The organism is Paraburkholderia aromaticivorans (assembly GCF_012689525.1).
Classification (GTDB): Bacteria; Pseudomonadota; Gammaproteobacteria; order Burkholderiales; family Burkholderiaceae; genus Paraburkholderia; species Paraburkholderia aromaticivorans_A.
Genome location: NZ_CP051514.1, coordinates 1,693,290 through 1,718,557, shown reverse-complemented (window position 1 = coordinate 1,718,557; position 25,268 = coordinate 1,693,290). Strand labels below are relative to the sequence as shown.

Annotated in this window: 20 protein-coding genes; 17 read left to right on the top strand and 3 right to left on the bottom strand. The window is 61.4% G+C overall.

Features of this window, described 5'->3' with window-relative positions:
- Nucleotides 1–13 precede the first annotated feature (13 nt).
- The 10 genes from HF916_RS08090 (at nucleotide 14) to HF916_RS08045 (ending at nucleotide 11,954) form a co-directional block, all read left to right on the top strand.
- Complete coding sequence (locus HF916_RS08090) at nucleotides 14–400, top strand: response regulator transcription factor (RefSeq protein ID WP_168789067.1); 387 nt, start codon at nucleotides 14–16, stop codon at nucleotides 398–400.
- Between the two features lie 138 nt (nucleotides 401–538).
- A complete protein-coding gene (locus HF916_RS08085) occupies nucleotides 539–1,012 on the top strand; it encodes a hypothetical protein (RefSeq protein ID WP_240975186.1) in 474 nt (157 codons plus the stop codon).
- A 117-nt stretch (nucleotides 1,013–1,129) separates the two neighbouring features.
- On the top strand, nucleotides 1,130–2,347 hold the full coding sequence (locus tag HF916_RS08080) for an efflux RND transporter periplasmic adaptor subunit (RefSeq protein ID WP_431311395.1): 1,218 nt from the start codon (nucleotides 1,130–1,132) through the stop codon (nucleotides 2,345–2,347).
- A gap of 13 nt (nucleotides 2,348–2,360) precedes the next feature.
- Nucleotides 2,361–5,579 carry an efflux RND transporter permease subunit gene (locus tag HF916_RS08075; protein ID WP_168788434.1) on the top strand — a complete coding sequence of 1,073 codons (3,219 nt, stop codon included), beginning with the start codon at nucleotides 2,361–2,363 and terminating at the stop codon, nucleotides 5,577–5,579.
- Between the two features lies 1 nt (nucleotide 5,580).
- A complete protein-coding gene (locus tag HF916_RS08070) occupies nucleotides 5,581–7,116 on the top strand; it encodes an efflux transporter outer membrane subunit (RefSeq protein ID WP_168788433.1) in 1,536 nt (511 codons plus the stop codon).
- On the top strand, nucleotides 7,113–8,396 hold the full coding sequence (locus HF916_RS08065) for a paraquat-inducible protein A (RefSeq protein ID WP_168788432.1): 1,284 nt from the start codon (nucleotides 7,113–7,115) through the stop codon (nucleotides 8,394–8,396). Before HF916_RS08070 ends, HF916_RS08065 begins: the two co-directional genes overlap by 4 nt.
- Entirely contained in the window at nucleotides 8,380–9,999 is a 1,620-nt protein-coding gene (locus tag HF916_RS08060; RefSeq protein ID WP_168788431.1) for an intermembrane transport protein PqiB, read from the top strand. Before HF916_RS08065 ends, HF916_RS08060 begins: the two co-directional genes overlap by 17 nt.
- Nucleotides 9,996–10,583, top strand: coding sequence for a PqiC family protein (locus HF916_RS08055; RefSeq protein WP_168788430.1), 588 nt, complete (start codon nucleotides 9,996–9,998; stop codon nucleotides 10,581–10,583). The genes HF916_RS08060 and HF916_RS08055 overlap by 4 nt, the downstream gene beginning before the upstream one ends.
- Nucleotides 10,584–10,656: 73 nt before the next feature.
- The gene (locus tag HF916_RS08050; protein WP_168788429.1) at nucleotides 10,657–10,914 is read left to right on the top strand and encodes an RNA recognition motif domain-containing protein; all 258 of its coding nucleotides are present in this window, start codon (nucleotides 10,657–10,659) and stop codon (nucleotides 10,912–10,914) included.
- A 17-nt stretch (nucleotides 10,915–10,931) separates the two neighbouring features.
- The gene (locus tag HF916_RS08045; RefSeq protein WP_168788428.1) at nucleotides 10,932–11,954 is read left to right on the top strand and encodes a hypothetical protein; all 1,023 of its coding nucleotides are present in this window, start codon (nucleotides 10,932–10,934) and stop codon (nucleotides 11,952–11,954) included.
- Nucleotides 11,955–12,377: 423 nt separating this feature from the next.
- Here HF916_RS08045 and HF916_RS08040 read toward each other — a convergent pair whose 3' ends face one another.
- Together HF916_RS08040 and HF916_RS08035 are read right to left on the bottom strand one after the other, a co-directional pair.
- The gene (locus tag HF916_RS08040; protein ID WP_168788427.1) at nucleotides 12,378–12,962 is read right to left on the bottom strand and encodes a hypothetical protein; all 585 of its coding nucleotides are present in this window, start codon (nucleotides 12,960–12,962) and stop codon (nucleotides 12,378–12,380) included.
- Between the two features lie 97 nt (nucleotides 12,963–13,059).
- Complete coding sequence (locus HF916_RS08035) at nucleotides 13,060–13,485, bottom strand: glycine zipper family protein (RefSeq protein WP_168789065.1); 426 nt, start codon at nucleotides 13,483–13,485, stop codon at nucleotides 13,060–13,062.
- A gap of 371 nt (nucleotides 13,486–13,856) precedes the next feature.
- Between HF916_RS08035 and HF916_RS08030 the strand changes: the two genes are divergently transcribed.
- The 6 genes from HF916_RS08030 to HF916_RS08005 all read left to right on the top strand — a co-directional run bounded on the left by HF916_RS08030 (nucleotide 13,857) and on the right by HF916_RS08005 (nucleotide 22,362).
- On the top strand, nucleotides 13,857–15,248 hold the full coding sequence (locus HF916_RS08030) for a DUF3300 domain-containing protein (protein ID WP_168788426.1): 1,392 nt from the start codon (nucleotides 13,857–13,859) through the stop codon (nucleotides 15,246–15,248).
- A 3-nt stretch (nucleotides 15,249–15,251) separates the two neighbouring features.
- The gene (locus HF916_RS08025; RefSeq protein WP_240975185.1) at nucleotides 15,252–16,217 is read left to right on the top strand and encodes a DUF2950 domain-containing protein; all 966 of its coding nucleotides are present in this window, start codon (nucleotides 15,252–15,254) and stop codon (nucleotides 16,215–16,217) included.
- 235 nt (nucleotides 16,218–16,452) lie between these two features.
- Nucleotides 16,453–18,219 (top strand): SulP family inorganic anion transporter, encoded by a 1,767-nt coding sequence (locus tag HF916_RS08020; protein WP_168788425.1) that lies wholly within the window; start codon nucleotides 16,453–16,455, stop codon nucleotides 18,217–18,219.
- Between the two features lie 35 nt (nucleotides 18,220–18,254).
- Nucleotides 18,255–18,653, top strand: coding sequence for an RT0821/Lpp0805 family surface protein (locus tag HF916_RS08015; RefSeq protein ID WP_168788424.1), 399 nt, complete (start codon nucleotides 18,255–18,257; stop codon nucleotides 18,651–18,653).
- 249 nt (nucleotides 18,654–18,902) lie between these two features.
- A complete protein-coding gene (aspT, locus tag HF916_RS08010; protein WP_168789063.1) occupies nucleotides 18,903–20,648 on the top strand; it encodes an aspartate-alanine antiporter in 1,746 nt (581 codons plus the stop codon).
- A gap of 58 nt (nucleotides 20,649–20,706) precedes the next feature.
- On the top strand, nucleotides 20,707–22,362 hold the full coding sequence (locus HF916_RS08005) for a bifunctional aspartate transaminase/aspartate 4-decarboxylase (protein ID WP_168788423.1): 1,656 nt from the start codon (nucleotides 20,707–20,709) through the stop codon (nucleotides 22,360–22,362).
- A 74-nt stretch (nucleotides 22,363–22,436) separates the two neighbouring features.
- Here HF916_RS08005 and HF916_RS08000 read toward each other — a convergent pair whose 3' ends face one another.
- Nucleotides 22,437–22,649, bottom strand: a complete 213-nt coding sequence (locus HF916_RS08000) for a DUF2964 family protein (RefSeq protein WP_168788422.1) — start codon at nucleotides 22,647–22,649, stop codon at nucleotides 22,437–22,439.
- A gap of 241 nt (nucleotides 22,650–22,890) precedes the next feature.
- Between HF916_RS08000 and HF916_RS07995 the strand changes: the two genes are divergently transcribed.
- Nucleotides 22,891–25,233, top strand: coding sequence for a DUF3141 domain-containing protein (locus tag HF916_RS07995; RefSeq protein ID WP_168789062.1), 2,343 nt, complete (start codon nucleotides 22,891–22,893; stop codon nucleotides 25,231–25,233).
- Nucleotides 25,234–25,268 lie beyond the last annotated feature (35 nt).

The following is a 25,268-nucleotide window of genomic DNA, read 5'->3' as shown; positions in this document are numbered from 1 at the left end:
TCGCACGTTCAAAATGGTCAACCCCAACCAGATCGTTGCCGTAGTCGACGATGATGAATCGGTATGCCGAGCCATCAAGCGTCTGCTGCACGCCTCAGGTATTGAGTCGGAGACGTTCCTAAGCGGCGATGAGTTTTTGAGTACGCTATCGGCGATTCCGTCGTACCGTCCTGCGTGTGTCATTCTGGACATCCAGATGCCGGGAACAAGCGGACTGGAGGTTCAGCGTCAACTTGCGTCGATAGGCCTGCCGGTCATCATGATTACCGCGCACGACGAGCTTTCCGTTAGACAGGCCGCGCTCGCGTCTGGCGCTGCCGCGTATCTACGAAAACCGTTCAATGCCGCCATCCTGATCAGGGCTGTGGAAATGGCGATCAACGGTCCGCTACGCCCTTGAGCACGTGCGCGTCGCCGGGCGATATGAGACCAAGGTCCGATTGCCTCCCTGTATTTCAGCTACCAAACTGACCTACATCAGCGCGTCACTCAAACGACCAGCCGTTTCGAGTTGGGGCGCGGCTAAACGACCTGACGCGTGCGCCTGCCGTCGTCGCGTGCGGGTTCACTGCGCGAGCAGCGCTCAAAGAAAACGCAGGAGTACGTGATGAAATTAGGGTCAACCTTACTCGCCTCTGCTATCACAATTCTGCTCAGCGCCATTGCACTCGACACGTGGGCCGCCGACTTCGATGGAAGCAAACGACTCCTCTGCGCGACGGTCGACGCGCATTCATGCGATCCGGGACTAACCTGCACGCGTTCGTTGCCGGCGGATATTGGAGCGCCCCGGTTTCTTTCGCTCGACTTCGACAAGAAGGTGATCATCGGACCCGCGCGAACGACGCCCATGCGTATCGCCAGCAAAGATGCCAATCAGATCATCATGGAAGGTACAGAGATGGGATATGGGTGGACCTTGGTGCTCGATTCCGCCGACGGATCAATGACGTTGATGATCGTGAATAGCGAGGATGCGCTGGTGCTCTTCGGCAACTGTGCGGTCTTGTGATCAGGCGGTCGCGCAATGAAAACCGTCGCCATCCTTCATCCCGCACGGTGGCCGTATTTTCTCGGGCCTGCGGACACTTCGCGTGCTTTTCATCGTTCGTGGCGTGCGCTGCTGCTGATGGCAGCGGCTATGATCCTGCTCACCGCTTGCAAGAAGCAGGCCGCCGCGCCGACGGCTGCCGCGCCCGAAGTGACGGTCACGACGGTTGTACAGCAGGATACGCCCGTCGACTTCCAGTTTACCGCTCAAACCCAGAGTTCCCGCGAGGTCGAGATTCGTGCCCGGGTGGACGGCTTTCTCGAGAAACGCATGTACGTCGAGGGGGCACTCGTCAAGGTGGGGCAGACGATGTTCCAGATGGACCGCAAGCCGTTCGAGGCCGCGCTCCAAACCGCGAAAGGACAACTCGCGCAGCAGCAGGCGCGTTATCAGGTTGCCAAGGCGAATCTGGCGCGGGTAGAGCCGCTCGCTGCTCAAAACGCGTTGAGCAAGAAAGATCTCGACGACGCGATAGGCAACGAAAAGCAGTCCGCTGCCGCAGTGATCGCGGCAAAGGGGGAAGTCGATACGGCACAGCTCAATCTCGGCTATACGACGATCAAGTCCCCCCTCGCGGGTCTGTCGAGCTTTGCACGTCAGCAGGACGGCAGCTATGTCACGGCGACTGCCAACGGCTTGCTGACCTACGTCTATCAACTGGACCCGATGTGGGTGAACTTCAGTATCTCCGAAAACGAGATGTTGAAGTACCGGGACCAGATTGCAGCAGGGCAACTGAAATTCCCGGAGCACAACGATTTTGTCGTCCAGCTGATTCTGGCCGACGGATCGGTGTTCTCGGAGTCCGGGCGTATTGACTTTGCGAATCCTGCTTTCAGCACCGAAACGGGGACCTTTCTGGTGCGGGCGGTCTTCGATAATCCGAAGGGAACATTGCGGCCCGGCCAATTCGTGAAGGCACGCGTTTCCGGGGCCATCAGGCCCAATTCGATTCTCGTGCCGCAGAGGTCCGTATTGCAAGGCTCGAAGAGTCACTTTGTGTGGGTCGTCGACGACCAGGCGAAAGCGCACCAGCGGGTCGTCGAAGTGGGGGATTGGCACGGCGACGACTGGTTCGTGTCAGAAGGACTCAAGGCGGGCGAACGCATTGTCGTGGACGGCGCACTGCGTGTCGCAGCGGGAGCGCAACTCAAAATCGTCAAAGGTGCATCCCCCGCGAAAGACGCAGCGCCGCCCGGACCTCCAGACACTGAAAGTGCGGCACCTGCATCTGCATCTTTCACGCCGGCTAAGGAGTCCGTGGCGCAAGGAACCGGCAGCGGTTCGACCCAATGAAAGGGCGACCGATATGAGCATCTCGCATTACTGCATCGATCGTCCGATTTTCGCGTCGGTTATTTCGATTGTCATTACGCTAGGCGGCGCCTTGGCGATGTTCGCCCTGCCGATCGCGCAGTATCCCGACATCACCCCGCCGCAGATCACTATTTCCGCCACGTATCCGGGCGCCAACGCGGAGGTTGTGGCGAATAATGTCGCCGCGCCGATCGAGCAGCAGGTCAATGGCGCGGACAACATGATCTATATGAACTCGTCGAGTTCGTCGACCGGAAACCTGACGATCAATGCGTATTTCCAGATCGGAACAAACCCGGAACTGGCTCAGGTCGATGTGCAGAACCGCGTTAATCTCGCGTTGCCGCAGCTCCCGCAATCCGTCCAGGCGCAGGGCATTCAGGTTCAGAAGAAGTCGTCCGCCTTCATGATGGTGATTGCGATCTATTCGCCTTCCAACCGGTACGATTCGGTCTACATCGCGAACTTCGCCAACGTCTATGTGCTGGATGCGATCAAGCGGGTTCCCGGCGCGAACCAGTCCAGTATTTTCGGTAATCCCGACTACGCGATGCGTATCTGGCTGAAGCCCGATCGCATGGCGCAACTTGGCGTGACAGCCGCCGACGTTCAGCGCGTGGTGGCGAATCAGAATCAACAGTTCGCCGTGGGTAGCATCGGGCAATCGCCTACGGGAACAGCGGTTGAACAGTCGTTTGCCGTCACGACGACTGGCCGTCTGACCGAGCCGTCCGAGTTCGAAAATATTATCGTGCGCGCGACGAACGGTGGAGCAGCGATCGTACGGATCAAGGACATTGGGCGGGCCGAGCTGGGGCAAAAAGATTACTCCATTCGCAGCCGGTTCCAGGGCAAGCCCGCGACCGTTCTCGCCGTCTATCAGCAGCCGGGCGCGAATGCACTGGATGTCTCGAAGAACGTTCGCGCAACGCTGACAGAACTGAAAAAATCGTTTCCGGAAGGGCTGACTTATGAAATCGCCATGGATACGACCGAGTTCACCCGGTCCTCCATTTCGGACGTCATTCACACCTTTTTCGAAGCGCTGGTGCTCGTCGTCATTGTCGTTTTTGTGTTTCTGCAAAGCCTGCGCGCGACGCTGATTCCGATCGTCGCGGTGCCGGTCTCGATTGTCGGGACATGCATGTTCATGCTTCCGCTGGGCTTCTCGATCAACATGCTGACGCTGTTCGGGATGGTGCTCGCCATCGGGATCGTGGTGGACGACGCGATCGTTGTGATCGAGAACGTCGAACGAAACATAACTGTGCTCAAGCTGAATCCAAAAGATGCCGCCAAGAAGGCAATGGACGAGGTGGCCGGACCGGTCATCGCCATTGTGCTCGTGCTGTGCGCAGTGTTCGTGCCGGTGGCGTTTCTCGGCGGAATCACAGGGCAGATGTACAAGCAGTTCGCCATCACGATCGCGATATCGGTGGTGCTGTCCGGCATCGTGGCGCTGACCTTGTCGCCGGCGCTCGCCGCGTTGTTATTGAAGAGTTCCCATCACGAGAAGAAGGGCTTCTTCCGCTGGTTCGATAACCAGTTTGCCCGGATGACGGCGGGCTACTCGCGAGCGGTCAGGTTGGTGATCAAGCGATCGATCCTCGCTCTGGTGTTCTTCGTAGCCATGATCGTACTCGCGGTGCTCATGGTTCGATCGATTCCGTCCGCATTCCTGCCACCGGAGGACCAGGGCTATCTGCTCGGCGCGGTCATCATGCCCGACGCGGCAAGCCTCGACCGTACCGGAGAAGTGTCCCAACAGGTCACCGACTACTTCATCAAACAGCCGGCAGTCGGCAGCATCACGGTGGTCGACGGGTATAGCCTGCTTGATAACCAGAATAAAAACAACGCCAGCACTTTCTTTGTCGGTTTCAAGAGCTTCGATGAACGCTACTCTTCGGCGAACATCAAAACGCAGAACGCACGGACAGTCTTGCAAGATGCGTACCGCCATTTCGCGAACGTGAAAGAGGGCGTGGTGGTTCCCGTCAACCCGCCGTCGATTCCCGGTCTCGGCACGACTGGCGGCACGGAAGTGTGGATTCAGAGCAAGGGCGACGCGAGCATCGCGCAACTCGCGGAGGTTGCGCAAGACTTCGTTCAGAGGGCAAAGCAGCGTCAGGAGCTCACCGGTGTGACTTCGACGTTCAACGCGTCGTCGCGGCAATTGCTGGTGAAGGTGGACCGCGACAAATCCGAGACGCTCGGGGTGCCGGTCGAAGACGTGTATGGCGCGATGCAAACGATGTTCGGCTCGCTCTATGTGTCGCAGTTCAACCGCTCGAGCCGGCTCTGGCAAGTGATTTTGCAGGCGGAGCCGTCGTACCGGTTGACGCCTCGCGACCTCGATCAGATCTTCGTGCGCAGCAAGACCGGCGCGATGATGCCAATCACGTCGGTGTCCAGTTACCAGTTTGTCGTGGGCCCCGATCTGGTCACGCGCTTCAACAATTTTCCCGCGATCAAAATCACGGCGAACGCCGCTCCCGGATTTAGCTCCGGCCAGGTGATCGCCACACTGGAGGAACTGGCGACGCAAATGCCGTCCGGCTATGACGTCGCCTGGAGCGGAGAGGCCTACGAGGAACGGCAATCGGGCGGCACGTCGGGGCTCGTCTTCGTGTTCGGGTTGGTGATGGTGTTCCTTATCCTCGCCGGGCAGTATGAGAAGTGGAGCTTGCCGGTCGGCGTGCTGATGGCGGTCCCGTTCGCGCTCTTTGGCGCACTGCTCGCCATTTTGCTGCGCGGCCTGAGTAACGACGTCTACTTCCAGATCGGACTGACGATGCTGGTCGCGCTCGCCGCCAAGAACGCGATCTTGATCTTCGAATTTGCGGTGCTGAACCGGGAGACCGGGGCGTCGGTGTTCGACGCCACCATGACGGCGGCGGAAGAGCGCTTGCGTCCGATCGTGATGACGTCGCTGGCCTTCATTCTCGGCTGCGTGCCGCTTGCCATTGCGACGGGCGCGTCGGCCAACAGCCGCCATTCGATCGGCACCGGGGTGATTGGCGGCATGATCGGCGCGACGGCCATCGCCGTATTCTTCATTCCGATGTTCTATTACCTGCTTGAGTCGATGTCGTCGCGCTCCAGCGGCGGCAAGCAGAAGCCGGACCAGGGCGCAGCCGGAACGGCGCGGGAGTCGGGCGCGGCAGAGCCCGGCTTGCCGCCGCACACGCCGTCTCAAGAGAGTCCTTGACATGAACGCGACGGCTTTGACGCGTCTGCTCGCTTCCGCCACGTTGCTTGCGCTGAGCGGCTGCCTGCTTGGCCCCAACTACGTGCGGCCCACGGTGGAGGTGCCGGCAACGTATCGCTTTGCGCAGGGCGAGGCCGCCGAAATTGCCAACGTGGAATGGTGGGAGCAGTTTCAGGATCCGGTGCTCGACCAGCTGATCGCAACCGCGCTGCTGGAGAACCGCGATGTCAAGATCGCGGCCGCGCGGGTCGACGAGTTCCAGGCGCAGTTCGTGACGACGCGTTCCGCGCTGTTTCCCCAGGTGGTGGCGGGCGCGGATGCATCTCGCCAACGCGCGTCTCAGGCGAGCGGAATACCGGTACCGAACGGTGTCAGCCCGATCTACAACCAGTTCGACGCGACAGTGTCGGTGGCGTGGGAAATCGATCTTTTCGGCAAGGTTCGCCGCCAGACCGAGGCTGCCCGCGCTAACCTTTTGGCCAGCGAGGAAGGCCGCCGGGCCACCATCCTGACGCTGGTCAGCGCCGTTTCATCCGCCTACATTAACTTGCGCAGTCTTGATCGGCAACTTGAGATCGCGAAGTCGACCGTGGAAAGCCGCGACGAATCGGTCCGGGTCTTCACGTTGCGCTTCAGGGGCGGCGAGGTGTCGCAAATGGAGCTGGCGCAAAGCCAGTCGGAATACGAGGCAGCGAAAGCCACCATCCCGCTGCTCGAAACGCAGATCGGCCAGCAGGAAAACGCGTTGTCCGTGCTGATCGGCAAAAACCCGGGCGCGATTCTGCGCGGTCGCGAACTGTCGATGATGGGCTCGCCGCAGATTCCGAACGAGCTGCCTTCGGAGTTGCTCGAACGCCGTCCGGATCTGCTGCAGGCCGAGCAGACCCTGGTGTCGGAAAACGCGCTGATCGGCGCGGCCAAGGCGCTTTACTTTCCGTCCATCTCGCTGACTGGGCTGTTTGGCACGGTCAGCTCGCAGTTCTCGAATCTTTTCACCGGGCCGGCGCGGGTATGGTCTTTTGCCGGCAGCGTGACGCAGCCCATTTTCACGGCGGGCAATATCTCGGGGCAGGTGCGGCAGGCCGAGGCGCGTCAGCAGGAAGCGCTGTTCGCTTATGAGAAAGCGATTCAGGTGGCATTCCAGGAGGTCGAAGACGCGCTCATCTCCGTGCAGAAGACGCACGAGCAGCTGGCCGTGTTGGCCAACCAGGTCGAGGCGCTGCACACGTACGCGCGGCTCGCGCGTCTGCGTTACGAAGGCGGTTACACGAGTTACATCGAAGTGCTCGACGCCGAGCGAAGCCTCTTCAACGCACAACTGAGCTATACGCAGACGCAGGGAGCCGAGCTGACCTCATTCGTCAACCTCTATAAGGCGATGGGCGGCGGCTGGGTTCTCGCCGCGGAGAAACTGTCGGTTCCACCGCCCGCACCAGCAACGCCGCCGCCGGACACCGCGCCCGTCGCACCCGTCGCACCCGTCGCGCGCGGCACGGCGCCGAGGGGCGAACCGGCGGTAGCCCTGGAGGCGAGATGACACACCGGGAAATCATCGCCTGCGAGGAGTGCGACCTGCTTCAGCTTGCAGCGCCTCTCACGCCTGGCGCATCGTTGCGTTGCTGTCGTTGTCGCGCGGAGCTTGGAAGGGGGCGTACGAACGGGCCCGAACGGGCCCTCGCCTTTACCCTTGCGTCCGCCGTGCTGCTCGTCATCTCCAACGCGTTTCCTATCGTAGGTTTGTCGGTCAACGGCCATCTCGTCCAAACGACGCTGGCCGGGTCGGTCCGCATGCTTTACACGCATGGCACCTGGCCGCTCGCGGTGCTGGTCTTCCTGACGACGATTCTGACGCCGGTGCTGCAGACCGTGGCCATGCTGTGGCTGCTCGTGCCGCTGCGTCTGGGGCGTGTGCCGTGGCACGCGGTCGAGGGCTTCCGGCTGTTTCAACTGGCGCGGCCGTGGGGCATGACCGAGGTTCTGATCCTCGGTCTGCTGGTCGCGCTCGTCAAGCTGACGCACATCGCGAAGGTCGTGCCGGGCACGGCGTTGTGGTCGTTCGTGGTGCTGATGTTGCTGCTCGCTGCGGCGTCTGCGACGTTCGATCCGCGCGAGATATGGTCGCGCATCTGCGCCCGCAAAAATGCCGACGGCGCGTGGAGGCTGCCTCCCTTCGAGCAGCGCCGCACGGCGGTGACGGCCTCCGCATACGGGCTCGTGCTGTGCGAAGAGTGCGGGCTACTGGTACGCGATCCGGCACGATCGGGCGAGCAGGGCTGCCCGCGTTGCAGAGCGCGCTTGCATATGCGCAAGCCAGCGAGCCTCTCGCGGACGTGGGCGTATCTGTCGGCTGCAATCGTGCTGTATATCCCCGCCAATGTGCTGCCCGTGATGAATACGAGTTCGCTCTTCGGGGCGCAGAAAGACACGATCATGAGCGGCGTGGTCTATCTGTGGGTATCCGGTTCATGGCCGCTCGCCGTTCTCGTGTTCATCGCAAGCATCGTGGTGCCGATGCTCAAGATCCTGGGCCTTGCGTATCTGGCGGTCTCCACCCAGCTTCACTCGCAATGGCTTCCCGAGCAGCGCACCAGAATCTACCGCGCGATCGAACTGGTTGGGCGCTGGTCGATGCTCGATATCTATGTCATCACGATGCTCGTCGCGCTGGTGCAATTCCAGGCGCTGGCGACGATCGAGGCCGGTCCGGCATCGATAGCGTTCGGGGCGGTGGTCGTGTTGACACTGCTGGCGGCGATGGCTTTCGACCCGCGCCTCATCTGGGATGCAGCGGAGAGGGCTCATGTCAAGACCAAATGACGAGCCGGATCTTCCCGAACTCCCGCTGGCGGATTCGATTCCACGCTCGCGCTGGCGTATGCAACTGGTGTGGCTCGTGCCGATCGTGGCGGTGCTGATCGGCGGATGGCTGGCTACGAAAGCGATCCTGGAACGCGGCGAGAATATCACCATCAGTTTCAAGACCGGCGAGGGCCTTGAAGCCGGAAAGACAAAGGTCAAGTTCAAGGACGTCGATATCGGCGTGGTCGAGGCCGTGAACCTGTCGCCGGATCATAAGAGCGTCGTGGCGAAGGCAGAGGTGGCTCGCGACGTGGCGAGTCTGCTGGTCGAAAACACACGGTTCTGGGTAGTGCGCCCGCGCATTTCAGGCGGCACGGTCTCGGGGCTCGGCACGCTGCTCTCCGGGTCGTACATCGACGTCGATGTCGGGAATGCAGAGAAAGCGCGGCGTGATTTCGTCGGGCTCGAAGAGCCCCCTGTGTTTGCGAGCGACGTCCCAGGACGGGAGTTCATTTTGAAGGGTGCGGGTCTCGGCTCGCTGGACGTGGGCACGCCCATCTATTTCCGCAGACTCCGGGTCGGCCAGATTGCTTCTTACCAACTGGACCCGGACGGCAGAGGCGTCACGCTGAAGGCGTTCGTCAATGCGCCTTACGACCAGTTCGTGAAGACCGATACGCGCTTCTGGCACGCAAGCGGGGTAGACATGGCGTTCGATACGAACGGTCTGCGTGTCGAAACCCAGTCGATCGTTTCCATCATCATCGGCGGCGTGGCGTTCGAGTCACCGCCGGAGTCGCAGGAAGAGACCAACGCCGCCGCCAATGCGGGATTCGAACTTTACGCAACGCGCGCCGACGCGATGAAACAGCACGATCGGATCGTCGATAAATACGTCGTTAATTTCATGGATTCGGTGCGAGGCCTGACGGTTGGCGCGCCGGTCGATTTTCGCGGTGTAGTCATCGGCGAGGTGACGGCGATCTATACACGCTTCGAGCCGGCACAAAATCGTTTCAGCATTCCCGTCGAAATACAGATCTATCCCGAGCGCTTTACGTCACGCTATCAGAACGGACAGGCCGGGGGGCGTATAAGCGACCACCCACGCGGACTGGCGGACTATCTGGTCGAACATGGATTCCGTTTCCAGCTCAAGAGCGGCAATCCACTCACGGGTCAGCTTTACGTCGCGCTGGACTATTTCCCGGATGCGCCCAAGGCGACGATCGACTGGAGCAAGTCGCCGCCGGAATTGCCTGCCATACCTCGCACGCTTCAGTCGCTGCAAGACTCAGTTACGCGCTTGCTGACCAAGCTCAACAATATTCCGTTCGAGGCGATCGGCAACGATGCGCGCACGACGCTACGCACGACCAATTCGATGATCTCCCAGCTCAATAGTGAGGTCGTGCCGAAGGCGCGTGACACGTTCACGTCGGCGCAAACCGCGCTCGATTCCGCGAATACCGCGCTGCAACCGGATTCGTCGCTGCAGCAATCCACGGAACAGGCGATGCACGAAATGACCCGGACGGCAGCCACGCTGCGTACGCTGGCCGACTATCTGTCCCGGCATCCGGAAGCGCTCGTGCGCGGCAAGTCTGAGGACAAGCCATGAGGTATGCGACGGCATGTCTGATTCTGGCACTGGTCACCGGCTGGTTCGGCGGATGTAAATCGCCATCGGCCAGTTTTTACACGCTGAGCCCAGACCGCTCTCTCGTCAACTCCGGCGCAACGCGCTCGATCGCTGCCGTGATCGGTCCCGTTACGATACCGGACCTCGTGGATCGGCCGCAGATCGTGACCCGGGTCGGCGACAACGAGGTCGATGTCAACGAATTCGCCCTTTGGGCGCAACCGTTGAGCGGCGACATCGGCCGCGTGATTGCCGCCAATCTTGCCGTGCTGTTGAACTCACCGCAGATTTCAGTGTTCGATCTGACGCACGAACCGGCTGGCGTATGGCGCGTACGTATCGACGTGATGCGCTTCGAGTCCGCACCGGGGCGGGACGTCACCGTCGACGTGCTATGGGCCGTGCGCCCGCCGGGTAAAGGCCGTCCCGTCACGGGCCGCTCTGTTGCGCGCGAGGCGGTGTCCGGTCCGGGCTTCGAACCGCTCGTTGCCGCGCACGATCGCGCGCTGGCATCGGTGAGCCGCGATATCGCGGCGGCGCTGCAGGCGAGTCCGGCTCAGTGACGCGGCGTGCGGATCGTGCATCGACTTCGTGGTGCAGCGCCGCGCGTAGGGTAATGATCGAGGAGCAAACATCATGGCTGAACTGATGCTGGGCAACGTGGAAGAAAGCGTCTCCGATGAGGAAATCGGGGAGTTCCTTGTACGGTACGGCTTCCCCCAATTCAGTACGATCCGCCGTATTCCGGGCGCGGGCTCCCGGCCCGCGGCGCTGGTGATTTTCGACGACGTGACGGCGAACGGGCTGCGCAACCTGCAGCCGCGCATCCACAACCTGTTCTGGAAAGGCCGTACGATCACCGCGCTGCTTCTTCCGGAGCGCGATGAATCATAAATTGCCAGGAGCCGCGCATGGGTCTGCTGTCGTGGTGGTCGTTGAGGCGCCGCGCGTTGGCAACAGACGATCTCCAGCAGGAGAAGGAAATCGTCGAGCGGATTGTCAGGCTCGGCCCGCAACTGCGCCTGGCGCGCGATTACGAGGCGCGTCTGGCGCCCGCCGTGCACCAGGCAACCGGTTATCTGCGCCGCCTCGTCGCGCAGGTGCCGGCTGCGCGGGAAGCCAGCGTGGCGGCGTGGGCAACGGATCCGTATATCCACGCGTTTTTTGCCACGCCCGACGACGTGGCTCCAGTCTTCAGCCACTCGGAGGCATTACGCAACTGCTTGCGCGATCATCCTGCGGTGGACGAAGTATTCGCTGTGCTCGGCATGGCCGTCGACGAGCGTCGCACCCTCGGCGTCGCGCAAGATGGCGCAATCACGCGTACCGACGTTGCACAGACGACCGTCAACTTTAGCGACCACCAGGTTCGCGTGTGTGCTGTGTCGGAAGTGGCGTTGCGGGAGGAAATCGTTTTGCGGGTCCTCGATCAGCTTACGCTTCAGGGACTCGGAGAGATCGAGGCGGACACGCTACGGCGCGATTCGCTGGAGCAGGAGCGGGCGTTGTTGAGAACGCGTTTGAAAATCCTCGAACGGCAGGGGATAGGGGTCCGGTCGCTGTTGGGGAGCGAGGCATCGTGCAGCTTCGCGGAGGTGGCGCGACTGCAGGCGCAACTCGACGAGAACGACCGGGCTCTGGCCAATCTGGGCCTGAAAACAGAGGCGCTGGAGCGTGAGCTGCAGATGGTTTGCAAGGTACTCGCGTTGCCGGATGCCCATGTCTACGTGCAAAAAAAGAAGTTTCTGCTGGACCGGCTGAACGTCGTCGTTGAAGACGGCGACACTCGCCCGGCGCAGGAAATGGAACTGCAAATTGCACGCATGCCGGCGAGTCCCAATGCGATTCGCGTCTTTTCGATGGTGCGCTTCAAACGCCAAGATCTTCTGCCCGAGCGCGACATATTGGCGGAAGCCCGGCGGCTGCTGATTTGACGGAAGGCGGTCGCGTGTTCTCGCCTCAATCGGTCCGGTGGGGGACGAGGTGGGCCTGACTGTCCGGCTTGCCTCGTGCTGCCAACTCATCCGGCTGGTCTGCTGCTGAGCCAATGAGGGGGCGACGGAAGCGCGTAGCCAGGCAGGCCCTCCACGAAGTCCATGATGTCGGCCGTATGGCCGGCGAGCGTAGACACCGCGGCGTAGGTTGGGATGCATATCACCACGATTTCCAGCAACAGCATGACGGTGACGGCGAGTCCGCGCCGTCCTCCGAGCCACCGCTGGATTCCGAGCGTCGGACTTGCGGGCTGCACGGCCAGATTGAGCGCAACCGGCGAAGAAGAACAGAGCGAGCCGCGATCTTCCGACGCGCGTCGCGCGAGCCATGACTGGCCGGCGTTCGCCGCGGCACCTGGGTGGCTATTTGGCTTGAGGTTCGACGGAAATTGCCACCGCCTCGTTGTAGAGCACTTCCATCTGATCACCCTTTTTGATCAGCTTGAGCTGGTCAGGATCCTGTACGACAAGGTCCACCGAATTGCCTTGCGGACCTTTCAACGTCATCGCGCCGGTCTGGTGGTTGACGGCAGTCACGTTGGCCATGATCGTCATCTCCCTGCTTGCCGTGCCTCCTGGTTTGGCGCCCAACGGCGCGCGCTCGAGAGTGTGACTTTCGTTGACGGCAAGGGGTGCGCCGCCCTTCCTGAGCGTGACGGTAACGGCCTGCGAATACTCCGCCGTGACGACGTCGCCGATCTTGAGCTGGTCGAAGTTGCGTGCTTCCTCACTCACCACGAGTTGCACGACCTTGCCTTTGGCGTCCTTTAGCAAGACCGTTCGGGTGGCCGGTTCGATACCTACGACAGTCGAGCGCGTCTTCACTGTGCCCGTCATGGATACTTTGCCGGGCGCGCTGTTGACCGCCACTTGCGGCTCTGTCTGGGCGAAACCCGTAGTAGCGAGAGACACGAGCGCCACCGCGACGATGAGTTTGCTGTTTCTCATGCTGCTCTCCTTGAACGCCTGCGCGCACGTTGACTTTGGGCCGAATGGCCGCCGGTCTTTCATGACGGGGCGCATTACCCGGCTTACACGCTAAAGTTCATTTGATGGAGTAGCCACGACCTTCCATACATGCGGCATAGCCGCGATTGAATGTGTCCATCGCACCCTGCGTCTGTGACTGTGTCGATGCCGCGGCCGCGCGCCGGTTCTGCCGCGCACGCGATCCGCCGACCATCGTACCGGTTGCGGCTCCGATCGCCGCTCCTTTGCCCGCGTCACCCGCTATGGCTCCGATGACAGCGCCTCCGGCAGCCCCACGCGCGGCGCCCTGAACGCGCTCACCGCCGCCCACTGCCGGTCCGGAAGGCGGAGGCGGGGCGTTGGCCATCGCCGCCGGGTCCACACCGGTGTTGCTCTTGGCCCACGAATAACATGCGCCGTCATCCTGCTGTTGCATTTGCGGGCTTTGTCCTTTCGCGGGATAGGCAATGGGTTTCGATTGCGCCATACCATCGAATGACATCGAACCCGCTAAAGCGGCGACAAGAATGTACTTTGTCAACGTAGTCACGGCGACTCCTTGCGTAAGTCCACGCCCATGCGGACCGCCGGCTGGCTCTTCGGGCGAGCGTGAAGTCGAAGCTGGCACAGGCTGTTGCGGTCCTGTCAGGATCAAGCGCTCGGCGAGGTGCCTGCAGCGATGGCATTTTCGCTCTCATCATTGCGTCCCAGACATGCGGTGCGCAATCGGACCAAGGTCGTATTTGCAACAGGGCACGCGTTTGGTCCAAACTGTATCTGTACGGCACGTGTGTCTCGTTTCCATTGCTTCGGATAACTGTCTTTTAAAGATCGCAAGCCGATTTGAGTGGTGAAGAGTGAGGGGAAGCATCAATGGACCGCGTTACGCGTGCTTTTGAACGGATCATCCCGTTTGAGTGGGCGCTCGGCAGGTGGCCGCGAGCGGTCGTCGTTCAGGAGCTAAAGTTGCCCCGGATCTCGATCCATGCGCTTATCGTCGCAATGCTGGCGCTCTACGCCATGTCGTCCACGACGGTCTCAATTGCGCAGGCTCCCGCAGCGGACGTCGGCGCGGCCGCCGTTCCCGCTGCGACGCTCGACAAACTTGTCGGGCCCATTGCGTTATATCCAGACGATCTCGTCGCCATCATTCTTCCCGCCGCGACTTACCCGGTGGAGATCGTGCAGGCGGATCGCTTCCTCGATCAGCGCAAGAGTGACAAGTCGCTCAAAGTCAACGAAAGCTGGCACGATCCCGTGAAGGCTTTGCTGAATTACCCCGAGGTCGTCAAAAGAATGAGTACGGATCTCGACTGGACGATCAGCATTGGCGAAGCCGTCGTCGCCGATCAGGGCGCGGTACTGGAGGCGGTGCAGCGCTTCCGGCGTCAAACGCAGGCGGCGGGTCAGCTCAAAACCGACGACAAGCAGGTCGTGGTGGTCGAGAAGGAGGTGATCAAGATCGTCCCGGCCGATCCGCAGGTGATTTACGTGCCGCAATACAACCCGACGACCGTCGTGGTAGCCGGCGCACCTCCGAGCTATGCCTACCTGCCCGCACCTTATCCGGCCTACTACTATCCCTACGCGCCGGGTGCGGCGCTCGCGACGGGCCTGATATGGGGAGCGGCGATTGGCGCGGCCTGGAATGGCGGACACTATGAGGCTCATTACGGAGGCGGCGGCAATAACAACATCAACATTAACCGGGAAAGGAACGTCGAGCGAGGCGATCGGGAAAGGAATGTCGAGCGAGGCAATATCAACACGGGCGATGTCAACCGCACGCGAGGCCAGGGAGGGCAATCGTCCGCATGGCGATCCGAGAAGAAGCCAGGCCAGGTCAGCGGCACGACAGGCCGCGCCGCCGGCACGCAACGAGTCGGCGATGCACCGGCCCGCAGCGCCGCGGGCGGCGGTAATGCGGCTTCAGGAGGACGGCAGCAAGCGGCTCAACGCCCCGCTACGCCAGCCACGAGAGACCAGGGTGCTCAGCGCCCCGCTTCGGCAGGCACGCGGGAGCAAGGCGCGGGGGCCTCGCAAAGGGGTGGGGGCGATGCGTTTAGCGGCTACGGATCGGCGCGCGACGCACAGGCGGATAGTTCAAGGGGCGCGGCGAGTCGTCAGTCTTTCTCCGACTCCCGCAACCGGGCTTCTGGCCATTCCGGTGGTGGATTTTCATCGGGAGGCGGGCGCGGCGGTGGCGGTGGCGGTACCGGGTTCTCCCGTGGCGGTGGTGGCGGCCGCGGTGGTGGACGGCGATAGGGGATGACAATGACTGACCGGATCAGGACCGGCACGAACCGGCGCGCGAAATCGCGGCCCAGCCTGGCGCTATGGTGCGGGTTATATGCCATGGTTCTCGCGCTGCTGGTTCCGTTTGATGCGTTCGCCGCAGGGCAACGGACGTTCGCCACGCCGGAGCAGGCGGTCACCGCTTTGTCCGAGGCGCTGAAGGCCAACGATGAAGCGACGCTGGTCGCCATTTTTGGCGAGGCGCACAAGCGCCTCGTGGTGTCGCCGGATCAGGCGGAGAACGCGGCGAATTGGGCCAAGGCGAGCGCGGAGCTGGATGCCTTCCACGTCCTCGATGAAGCCGGACCGGATCGCCGGATTCTGCTGGTCGGCGACGAAGCCTGGCCGATGCCGATCCCCATCGTGAAGGATAACGGTAGTTGGCGGTTCGCCACGGAACTTGGCGAGGAAGAACTCCTGAATCGCCGTATCGGTGCAAACGAACGCGAGGCAATCAAGGTGCTGCGCGCCTATCTCGACGCACAGCGAGAATATGCGTCACGTGATCGAAACAAGGATGGTCTGCTGGAATACGCGCAAAAGCTTGCCAGCACGCCCGGCAAGCAGGACGGCCTCTACTGGCACGCGGACGAGAGTAGCGGTGAAGAAGCCAGTCCATTCGGACCGCTGATCGCCGCCAGCTCGGTGTATCTGAAGGGCCACCAGGCGGGTGACGCTTATCGGGGATATCACTTCCGCATCTTGACGCGGCAAGGCAAGAACGCGGCGGGCGGGGCCTTCAGCTACATCGTCAACGGGCACATGCTCGCCGGCTTTGCGATGGTCGCCTATCCAGCCCTATATGGCACGAGCGGCGTGATGACTTTCGTGGTCAACAACAACGGGGTGATTTACCAGAAGGATCGTGGCGCGAACGCGCCGCCTGTCACGGTGTTCGATCCGGATCAAACATGGAAGCGCGTCAAGGATCCCTATTGAGGCGGTCGCCGCGCTTGATGCCCGACTCTAGTGGGTCGCCGGCAGCTTCGACGGTACGACTGTACGAAAGCGCGGCAACGCAGCCATCTAGGACCAAGGTCCGATGTGGACCGCGCAGACCACCGACTATGCTTGAGGAGCAGCGCGGGCCGGCCCGGGAGCGTCGCGCGCCGGATCGTGGAACGGCGTGCGCCCGTGCTCCTGTCGAGTTTGCTTCCGTCTGCGAGGCGCTACGTTGACCAACGAATCCAGCGTCACCGATCCGGTGACGGACCACTTGCCCGCGCGCGGGCGGCGCAACGCGTTTCCGCCCGCACAGTGGCTGCGAGCCTATCAGCCTCAATGGCTCGTGAAGGACGCGATAGCCGGAGCGACGCTCGCGGCCTACGGGATTCCGGTTTCGCTCGCGTACGCATCGCTGGCCGGCTTACCCCCGCAATATGGCATCTACGGTTATCTCGTCGGTGGGCTCTTCTACGCACTGTTCGGCTCGTCGCGCCAGCTCGCGATCGGTCCGACTTCGGCGATCTCGATGCTGGTCGGCGTTACCGTCGCGGCGATGGCCGATGGCGATCCGGCGCGCTGGGCTTCGATAGCGGCGCTCACTGCCGTGCTGATCGCATGCATGTGTCTGGTGGCCTGGCTGCTACGCTTGAGTTCGCTGGTCAATTTCATCAGCGAGACGATCCTGCTCGGCTTCAAGGCGGGCGCGGCGTTGACCATCGCGATGACCCAACTGCCTAAACTCTTCGGGGTCAATGGCGGCGGAGAGTCGTTCTTCGAGCGGATTGCCGTGCTCGGCGGGCAGCTAGGGCAGACCAATCTCGTCGTGCTCGGATTCGGTCTGGTCTGCATCGCATTGCTGCTGCTCGGCGAAAAATATCTGCCGGGGCGTCCGGTTGCTCTCTTCGTCGTGATCGCGTCGATTGTCGTGTTGTCTATCACGCCGCTGGCCGGTTCTGGATTCAAGCTGGTGGGCGCCCTGCCTCAAGGGTTGCCCGAATTCCGCCTGCCAGGGCTGCGGATACGCGATGTCGATGGAGTCATTCCACTCGCTTTTGCGTGCCTGTTGCTGGCGTACGTCGAGAGCGTTTCGGCCGCGCGCGCGCTCGCACAGGCACACGGTTACGAGATCGACGCGCGCCAGGAACTGCTCGCTCTGGGAGCCGCGAATCTGGCTGCCGGATTGTTCCAGGCGTATCCGGTCGCAGGCGGACTTTCTCAATCGTCAGTGAATGACAAGGCGGGCGCGAAGACTCCGCTTGCGCTCGTATTCGCGTCGATTGCGATCGGGCTCTGTCTCATGTTCCTGACAGGTCTGCTCGCCAACTTGCCCAATGTCGTGCTGGCGGCCATTGTGCTGTTGGCCGTGAAGGGGTTGGTCGATATCGGTGAGCTACGCCATGTCTGGCGCGTCAGCCATTTTGAATTCGCCATCTCCATGGTTGCGTTCGCGGCGGTGCTGGTACTGGGAATTCTGAATGGCGTGATTGTCGCGGTCCTTGTCTCGATGCTCCTGATCATCCGGCGTGCCGCGCACCCCCATGTGGCGGTGCTAGGGCGTATCCCCGGCACGCGCATTTTCTCGGACATCGAGCGGCACGCCGAGAACGAGGCGATTGCGCATGTGCTGACCGTGCGCGTCGAGGCATCGCTGCTTTACTTTAATGTCGAGCACGTGCGCGAGACCGTCTGGCGGAAAATCCGGGCGGCTTCCGAGCCAGTCGAACTGGTGATCTGTGACCTGTCCGCGTCGCCGGTTGTCGACCTCGCGGGCGCGCGGATGCTGAAGGCGTTGCACGACGCGCTTCTGGCCGCCGGCACGGCGATGAAAGTGGTTGCCGCACACGCGGACGTGCGGGACATGCTTCGTGCCGAGGGACTCGAAGATCGTTTTGGCCACATCGGTCGGCGCGGCTCGGTGGCAGACCTCGTCGACGAGTTTCAGTCGCAGGGGGATATTGCCGATGGCCCAGGTGTGGCACCACAGGCCACTACGTGACGAGTGGCCGGATCCGCTATCAACGGAGATGACCTATGCGAGCCCAATTCCACACGGCCGTACACCTGTTCCCGCGCCGGATCGTCGGCGCCGCGCTGCTGGTCGGCGCGACTTTTAGCCATGCCGCGAATCTGAACTTCCTGAAAGACACGCCGGTGAGCTACATGAAGGACGCTGACCGTAAAGCGCTCAACGATGCAGCCCAGGTGGCGCTCGAAACAAGGAAGGATGGCGAATCGTTGGAATGGAATAATTCGGGCACCGGCAACTCGGTTTCGATCAAGGGCACGGTGACTCCGCACGATACATCGAAGGAAGGCGACAGAACCTGTCGGACCACGACGCTTGTCGCGATTGCAAAAGGCCAGACGCAAAGCTGGACGCCGACCGTTTGCAAACAGGGCAGCGGACCCTGGAAGATCCTCAGGCAATGAGTGCTTGGGGCTGAGCGGTTTACTTGATTGCGCACATACGCTTGAAGCCGCCGGAAAGGCCTGAATGACCTGGGGTTGGTTCGTGGGACCAAGGTCGTATTGTCTGGTGAGGAGAGAAAAACCATTGTAGCTATGGAGAGACCGGTCCGAGAGGTCTGGAATTTTCGGATGAAACTCGGCGGCCATGTCATTTACAACACACCCGCTTCCACATCCGTGTCGACGGGCGAACCGCAGACGAGGGCTACGATGGCATGGATAGCTGCAACGCTACAACGTTATCCCGAGATCGCTATATTCCTGTCACTCGCAATCGGCTATTGGGTTGGCGGAAAAAGCTTCAAGGGATTCAGTCTGGGCGCCGTCACGGGGACATTGCTGGCTGCGGTAGCAATTGGGCAGCTTCATATCACCGTCTCGCCCAACGTCAAGTCGGTGTTCTTCCTGATCTTCCTGTTTGCAGTGGGCTACGGAGTTGGGCCGCAGTTTGTCCGCGGCATCGCCAAAGACGGCTTGCCGCAGGCCCTGTTTGCCGTCGTGCAAGGTCTGCTGTCTCTGGGCGCGGCGATCCTCGCTGCGAAACTGGCGGGTTATGACCTTGGTTCCGCAGCCGGACTTTTCGCCGGTTCCCAAACCATCTCGGCCTCGATGGGCCTCGCAACGGACGCCATCAACCGGCTGGGGTTACCGCCCGATCAGACCAAGGTGATGCTCGATGCGATGCCGACCGCGTACGCCATTTCCTACATTTTTGGCACGGTCGGCTCCGCCCTGATTCTGGCGACGCTCGGGCCCATCATGCTGCGCATTGACCTGGTCGCGGCGTGCAAGGAGTACGAGGCGATTCTCGGCGGAAGCCAGGAAACGGGTGGCGCGGGCCAGGCATGGCACCGGTATGAATTGCGTGCATATCGTGTCGTGCCGGACAGCCGGGTGTGCGGCAAAACGGTCAGCCAGGTTGAAGCGCTCCAGCCGGGAGATACGCGGTTATTCATCGAACGGGTCCGGCGCGGCGGCACTATCCACGAAGCGACCCTCGATCTGGTCCTGCAAGCCGACGATGTGGTCGCGATAGCAGGTCCCCGTGACCAGCTGGTCATGGTGCTCGGTGCCAGCGACACGGCCGGGCGCGACGTGGACGGTCAGGCCGTCGCGGTTCACGCGGCGCGGGCGGTGGAAGTGGACGATCCCGAACTGCTGGCCGTACAAACAGAAGGCGTGGACATCTACGTCACGGGCAAGTCGGTGCATGGCAAGACCTTGCAGGAGCTTGCAAGCTTGCCGCTGGCGCGCGGCATCTATCTCCTCAAAATCAAACGCGGACCCACCGAGACGCAGATTCCCGTGCTTCCCAGCACGAAGCTGTATCGCGGCGACACGATAACGATCGTCGGACGGACTCAGGACACCGGCGCCGCCGCCAAGGTTCTCGGCGTGTTGGACCGGCCGACCAACATGACAGACGTGGCTTTCGTGAGCCTCGCAATCACCGTCGGCGCGATGGTGGGCGCAATCGTCATCAATGTCAGGGGTATTCCGCTCACGCTGTCGACGGCTGGCGGAGCGCTGATCGCCGGGCTCGTGTTCGGCTGGCTGCGCGCGATTCATCCCACCTTCGGCCGCATTCCGGAGCCGACCGTATGGTTCATGAATTCGGTCGGCCTGAATGTGTTCATCGCCGTGATCGGTCTTACGGCAGGTCCTGGGTTTATCGCAGGGCTGCAACATCTCGGCGTTGGTCTGTTCCTGTGGGGGATCATGGCGACCAGTGTTCCCCTGATCCTCGGCATGTTGATCGCGCGCTACGTCTTTCATTTTCACCCCGCCATTCTGCTAGGTGTGTGTGCCGGCGCAAGAACCACGACCGCGGCGTTGGGGATGATCTGTGATGCGGCGAAAAGCCAGATTCCAGGACTGGGCTACACCGTGACCTACGCCGTGGGCAATACGCTCCTGACGATCTGGGGCATGGTCATCATCATGATTCTGGCTTGAGCCCGGGGCGTCGCAACGGGCGACGCCGACCCGGGAAACTTCTTTCTGGAGAGCGCAAATGAGCAAGCGGGAAAAGCAGGATACCGAGAAGGCGGCGGGGCTCGCCGCGCTCAGTCCGTTCGAATTCAAAGACGAATTGATCAAGGCGGCGGGTGGGGGCGCGGTCGAGCGCGCGGCGAACTTGGCGATGCTCAATGCGGGACGGGGCAACCCCAACTTCCTCGCCACCATTCCGCGTCACGGTTTCTGGCAACTGGGTCTCTTTGCGATGCGCGAAGCGGAGCGGTCGTTTGCTTACCTGCCAGAAGGCATCGGCGGCTTTCCGAAGCGCGACGGACTCGTCGAGCGGTTTGAGCTGTTTTTGCGCGGCAACAAGGGCGTGCCCGGCATCGACTTCCTGGCGAGTGCCCTGTCGTACGTCCGCGATCAACTGGGACTGTCCGACAACGACTTCCTGTACGAGATGTGCGAGGGCATTCTTGCGTCGAACTATCCGGTGCCCGACCGGATGCTGAAGCTCTCGGAGATCATTGTCGGCCAGTATCTGCGCCGCGAGATGATCGGCGATCATCCGTTCATCGGCGAGTTCGATATCTTCGCGGTCGAAGGCGGAACGGCGGCGATGACGTACATCTTCAACACGATGCGCGAGAACCGGCTGATCAAACCCGGCGATACGATCGCGCTCGGAATGCCGATCTTTACGCCCTACATCGAAATTCCGCACCTGAACGACTATCAACTGAAGGTCGTCGAGGTCAATGCCGACGTGGAAAAGAACTGGCAATACTCGACAAAGGAACTCGACAAGCTCCGCGATCCGGCGGTGAAGGCGTTCTTTCTGGTGAACCCGAGCAACCCGCCGTCTGTCCGGATTAACGACGAGAGTCTCGACTATATTGCCGCTATCGTGAATGAGCGGCCGGACCTGATCCTGCTGACCGACGACGTGTACGGCACCTTCGCCGACGGCTTTGTCTCGCTGTTCGCGCTAGCGCCGAAGAACACCATCCTCGTGTACTCGTACTCGAAGTACTTCGGCGCAACGGGCTGGCGGCTCGGCGCCGTCGCCACGCACCGTGACAACGTGCTCGACAGGTTGATCGCCGAACTGCCCAAGGACGTCAAGAAGGAGTTGCATACGCGTTACGAATCGATCACGACCGAACCGGACAAACTCAAGTTCATCGACCGCCTGGTGGCCGATAGCCGCACCGTTGCACTCAATCACACAGCGGGTTTGTCGACCCCTCAACAGGTGCAGATGGTCTTGTTCTCGCTGTTCTCACTGATGGACACGCCCGACGCGTACAAGAAGGCACTGAAGCGGCTGATTCGCAACCGCAAGCGCGCGCTTTACGAAGAGATCGGCATTTCATTCGACGACGACGACACGAATCAGGTCGATTACTACACGATTCTCGACATGGAGTTTCTCGGCGAACGTGCGTATGGGCGCGATTTTGTCGATTGGCTCATGAAGAATACCGAGCCGTCCGAATTGCTCTTCAGACTTGCCCGTGAAGCGCGCGTCGTGCTGCTGCCGGGACGAGGATTCGGCACGCAGCATCCGTCGGGGCGGGTCTCGCTCGCGAACCTGAACGAGTCCGACTACCGAAAGATTGGCCGCGCCATTCGCGCACTGCTGGGCGACTATGTCGAGCGATACAACGCCGCGACCGGCAACAAACTCGACAAGAACCGGGTGCTGTAAGTGGCGGCTGCGAAATGGCTGGCGATACTGCCAGCCAATCGCGGCGCGTACGGCAGCAACGATTGCGCCGCCCATCAGTGGGGTTCGCCTCGCTTTCTCGACCGGTGGTTTGCCATGGGATTTAGCGCTATGACGAATGTCACCACGCCAATGACGAGTGCCAGGACGCCATAGCGGAATTCTTGTGGCACTTCATAGACCAGACCCCGGATCGTCGCATAGAGTCCCCCGATCCAGATGAAAACGCCAACCGCAGCACAGCCGATTCTAAATTCAGAGCGTTTCATTAACGTCCCCCGGCATTCGCGCGAAGTTGACTTTCAGTTTAGGACATCAGATGCCGCTGCGGGAGCGAGGGATTGCTTTTAGGTCCGGATAACGCGGGGTCGGTTCGTGGGACCAAGGTCGTATTGCCTGTTGTCGGGAGAAGGGCCATTGTAGTGAGCCGTATCAATCGGCAAACCACAGACTGGCGTTGCGACGGCATGACGCTACAACGTTGGCCATTATGTGGAGGGTCATGCCATGATGGACGCAAAAAATCGGATCTCCCGGAGTCAGGAGATCAACGCAAAGGTTGCGCGTCTTTTTCAGAAGCGCTCGCAAATCGCGCAGCAGGGTTTCAGCCAACGCGCACATGATGCCGCGACCCATCTCGGAGCCGACCGCAGCACCGCGTCGCCAGGCAGCGCATGGGCCGCCGCGCTCGACCCGTGGGCCGGCTACCGCCATGCCGTCGACGTGATGCAGCGCACGGTACTCTTTTGGGACACGCTGCGCCAGCGCGGAAATAGTTTTGTCGACCAGACGTCTCGCGGATTGCAGCCGGTGCTGCATTTTGATTACGAGACCGTGCTCGACGCCCGCCTGTTCGCGCGTCCTGTCAACTATGCGTTGCTACGTATCCTGCCGCCCGAAGGCGTGCCGATCGACGTGCGCAAGCGCCCTTATGTGATCATCGATCCCCGCGCGGGTCACGGTCCGGGCATCGGCGGTTTCAAGGACGATTCACAGGCGGGGGTGGCGCTGAAGGCCGGGCATCCGGTGTATTTCGTCATCTTTTTTCGCGACCCGGAACCTGGCCAGACAATGCTCGATGTTTGCGCGGCGGAGCAACAGTTCGTCAGGAAAGTGTGCGAGTTGCATCCCGACAGCGCGAAGCCCGCGATCGTCGGCAATTGCCAGGGTGGCTGGGCCGCGATGATGGTGGCGAGTTCCGACCCGGACCATACGGGGCCGCTCGTCATCAACGGCGCGCCGATGTCTTACTGGAGCGGCGCGTGGAGCGAAGGGGAGGGCGACAACCCCATGCGCTATTCTGGCGGCATGCTGGGAGGCACCTGGCTCGCGTCACTCACCGCGGATCTTGGCAACGGCAAGTTCGACGGTGCCCATCTGGTTCAGAACTTTGAGAACCTCAATCCCGCCAATAGCTTGTGGGACAAGTATTACCACCTCTTTGACAACGTCGATACGGAGCCGCCGCGTTTCCTTGACTTCGAACGCTGGTGGGGTGGGTACTATTTGATGAACCGCGAAGAGATCCAGTGGATTACGCAAAATCTGTTCATCGGCAACAAACTGTGGTCCGGGGAAGTCAGAGGCGTGGGTGGCGGCGCATTCGATCTACGCGACATCAAGTCGCCAATCATTCTGTTCGCCTCGCTCGGCGATAACATCACACCACCGCAACAGGCGTTCAACTGGGTCGCCGACATTTACGGCAGCACCGAAGAGATCAAGGCGCGCGGCCAGGTGATTGTCGGGCTCATGCACAAGAGCATCGGCCACCTCGGCATCTTCGTGTCAGGACAGGTGGCGAGAAAAGAGCATACGCAGATCACGTCGGTGCTGGAGACGATTGAGACATTTCCGCCCGGCCTGTACGGCATGGAGATCACCGAACGCGAAGGAGCGAACGGCACGACTGAATACGACGTGGAATTGCGCGAACTTCGGCTCGAAGAAGTCAGCGCGCGTTTTAACCGGTTCGAACGCATGGACGAGCAGCCATTCGAGGCCGTTAAGCGGGTCTCGGAGTTGAATCAGCGGGCGTACGAATTCTTCGTTCAGCCATTCGCGCAGACCATGTCGAACGAGACGACGGCCACTTTGCTACGGCAATTTCATCCGCTGCGCGCGCAGCGTTGGGCATTTTCAGACATGAACCCGTGGCTCGCCTGGCTTGGACCGGCCGCCGAAGCGGTCAGCGCGACACGCAAAACGGACGCACAGGCTGACATGCCGTTGCGGCAGTTCGAACGATATGGCGCCGACATGGTCAGCGCTTCACTCGATTTCTATCGCGCGATGCGTGACGCCGCGACCGAAAGTGCATTCTTTTCGCTCTACGGCAACATGTTTTCCGCGTACGAGGGCGGCGAGCGGAACGATGCGCTTGAAAAATCTGCTCAAGCCGAGGCGAATCCGCGAGACCTGCCGTTCGTTAAGGATGCGCTTTCGTCGATGACCGAGGGCGGCTACAGCGAAGCCGTTGCGCGGGTGGCCTGTCTGCTGGCGCGACGAGGCGAAGCACTTCCGCTTGCGCGGCTGGTGTTGCGCCAGCAACTCGCTGAGGATTACGCGGAGTACCTGCCGCAACTTCCGCCGGATCAGTGGCGGCGCATTCGCGGCGAGCAGGAAATCATCGTGTCCTACGAGCCGGATCAGGCGCTTGCGACGCTTCCCGTCCTGCTCGGCGACCACGAAGATCGCAGGAAACTGCTCAGGCTGATCGCCAAGCTGCTTGCCGATAGCCGTGTGCAAGGCGCAGAGCCGACGCCCGCGCAGTTGAGCATGCTAGAAGGCATTCAATCGATTCTACCTGTGAAGGCCGGGCGCGGCCCTCAAGCATCTGCATCCGCGCGTTAGGTCCTTGACAGCGATGCCAGCCAGCCGGGCTTCCG